Origin of the sequence: Capnocytophaga sp. CM59, assembly GCF_000293175.1 — a bacterium.
GTDB lineage: Bacteria > Bacteroidota > Bacteroidia > Flavobacteriales > Flavobacteriaceae > Capnocytophaga > Capnocytophaga granulosa.
Genome location: NZ_ALNN01000046.1, coordinates 1 through 2101, shown reverse-complemented (window position 1 = coordinate 2101; position 2101 = coordinate 1). Strand labels below are relative to the sequence as shown.

The window sequence follows — 2101 nt, the reverse complement described above, 5'->3', positions numbered from 1 at the left end:
TTTTCGCAAACCATTTCTGTTTGACTATAATTAGCAAATAGACTCATACGCCTATTAATCTATAAAAACAAATTAGCCAATTAGTCAACGAACTTATTGACTAATTGGCTAATATCAGAACATCTTTTTAAAAAAGGAAGTTAGTTTCTCCAAGAATTTACTTTTATAAGGAGCATCTAAGTACCACTGCTGGAACTCTGGATGTTGGTACCCATGAATTAAACTGACCTCTACAATGAGCTGGTGATTATTATAACCGCTAATATTGTAATAAAAGTCTATACTCTCATCAAAAAATTGTATAGCCGAAAGGGTCATCATGCGTTCGAAGCATTCTTCGGTAGCCTCAGGCCTCCCATTTTTTTCATTACACTCGTTAAAGCAGTCTATATTCTGATGTGCGAGATACTTTTTAGCTTTCTCGTCCAATGTGGGAAGACAGACCAATACATTGTTGGCCGTTTCCAATAGCTGCTGGAGCGTATAGGCATAGTTGTCCAAAATAATTTCTACTTTGCGTCCTTTATAGGCTACTGCAATTTCATAAGAATCAGGCACAGCCTCATTCTTTTTCAAGTCATTAAGGTGTAAAGATTTCATTAAGTTTTAGTCTATATTATTACAAATGGAGTTGGTACTCATTTGCGGGGCAAAGGTACGAATTAAAAACCAAATAACTCCTTATCTTTTCCTAACTTTAGCTTATTTGATATGTTAAAAACAATTAATTGCTCATAGTCAACGATTTGCAAATGTTAATTAACAATTAAACGTAAAAATATTCGCCCTTCCATTTGGCCATTATTTAATTTATTTTCATACATTTGCAGTATATTTAGAACTATTAAAAATTAGATAAATATGGACAAATTCGAAGAAAAGCAAGCCAGCGGAGAAAGCAAATTCATTCGCATTCTCAGTGTTTTAGCAGCTGTTATGGCTGTAGCTATGTATGTAGCCTATATTGACCAAATTCAAAAAACATGGGGAGATGCCACAGGGCCTTGGTTGCAACCTTTTGTAGCAGGAATCAACTGTAGCTTATGGGTAGCTTATGGTTTCTTAAAGCGAGACAGAGACTATCCTATTGTATTTGCTAACCTTCCAGGTATCATACTTGGCTTTATAGCAGCCTACTCAGCAGCATTCTAACGATGATTAATGAATTAATGCCAGCAGTGATTATCATTGCTGGCATTATTGCTAATTTCTATATTGATTTGCATTAATATCAAAAATTCTTATAATTAATATAGAGAAAAAAGATGAAAAAGTCTTTACTTTGTTATCATGAAGTCGTACCTTTGCACCGTTGAATTTAAAACCTTTAAAATATGAGTTTAAACAGTTTAGGCCTTAACAAGGCACAAGTAGAGAAAGAAATTGCATCACTTAACATTTTGCTTTCTAACTATCAAACCTATTATCAGAACTTACGTGGTGTACACTGGAATATCAAGGGAAAACGCTTTTTTGAACTACATATAAAGTTCGAAGAGCTTTACAATGCCGCTCAAGAACAAGTGGATCAAATCGCTGAACGCATCCTCACCCTTGGAGGAGTACCTTTCAACACCTTAGCAAGCTATGTAAAACATGCTACTATCCCAGTGGGAGAAAACGTAACTGATGACGACAAAGCCGTTCGCCTTGTCATAGACAGCATTGTAGCACTACTTCCTTTGGAAAGAGAACTACTTACCTTCTCTGATGAGATCAATGACGAGGGTACTAACACCCTTATCAGCGACTTCATCGTAGAACAAGAGAAAAACCTATGGATGCTTAAGTCCTACCTTAACGAGGCAATCTAATTTGCTTTAAGAAAAAATAAGTTTGTTAAAAAGGGCTGCCCAAAAAGGCAGTCCTTTTTGTTTTTTATAGCTTCTATAATTACAGCCATGGTGCAAATAGTAATCCCCCCTTCTGCCTCATTTGAAGCATTTGGTTTATTTTATTTCCTTTTAATACACTCATAGTTTATTTAATGTCTTCAAATTCAACCGCAAAGATATAAATAACTTAAGTTTCACAAGCTCTGTAATCAACTGATTCTCAAAACATCCCCCCTACCTCCCCTCAAGGGGGGAGTTAGTAAGTA

The 2101-nt window shown here is 35.5% G+C and carries 3 protein-coding genes; 2 read left to right on the top strand and 1 reads right to left on the bottom strand.

Annotated features, from left to right (window positions below):
• Positions 1-114: 114 nt before the first annotated feature.
• Positions 115-600: a DUF2262 domain-containing protein gene (locus HMPREF1154_RS10120; RefSeq protein ID WP_009642496.1), complete on the bottom strand. Its 486-nt coding sequence runs from the start codon at positions 598-600 to the stop codon at positions 115-117.
• A gap of 261 nt (positions 601-861) precedes the next feature.
• On the opposite strand from HMPREF1154_RS10120, the gene HMPREF1154_RS10115 reads away from it, so the two are divergent.
• Positions 862-1152 carry a SemiSWEET family transporter gene (locus tag HMPREF1154_RS10115; protein ID WP_009642495.1) on the top strand — a complete coding sequence of 97 codons (291 nt, stop codon included), beginning with the start codon at positions 862-864 and terminating at the stop codon, positions 1150-1152.
• A 182-nt stretch (positions 1153-1334) separates the two neighbouring features.
• Entirely contained in the window at positions 1335-1814 is a 480-nt protein-coding gene (locus HMPREF1154_RS10110; RefSeq protein ID WP_009642494.1) for a Dps family protein, read from the top strand.
• Positions 1815-2101 lie beyond the last annotated feature (287 nt).

Excerpts from the sequence above, each read along its gene's own strand:
- HMPREF1154_RS10115 (WP_009642495.1), top strand. The coding sequence starts at position 862 with ATGGACAAATTCGAAGAAAAGCAAGCCAGCGGAGAAAGCAAATTCATT.
- HMPREF1154_RS10120 (WP_009642496.1), bottom strand. The coding sequence starts at position 600 with ATGAAATCTTTACACCTTAATGACTTGAAAAAGAATGAGGCTGTGCCT.
- HMPREF1154_RS10110 (WP_009642494.1), top strand. The coding sequence starts at position 1,335 with ATGAGTTTAAACAGTTTAGGCCTTAACAAGGCACAAGTAGAGAAAGAA.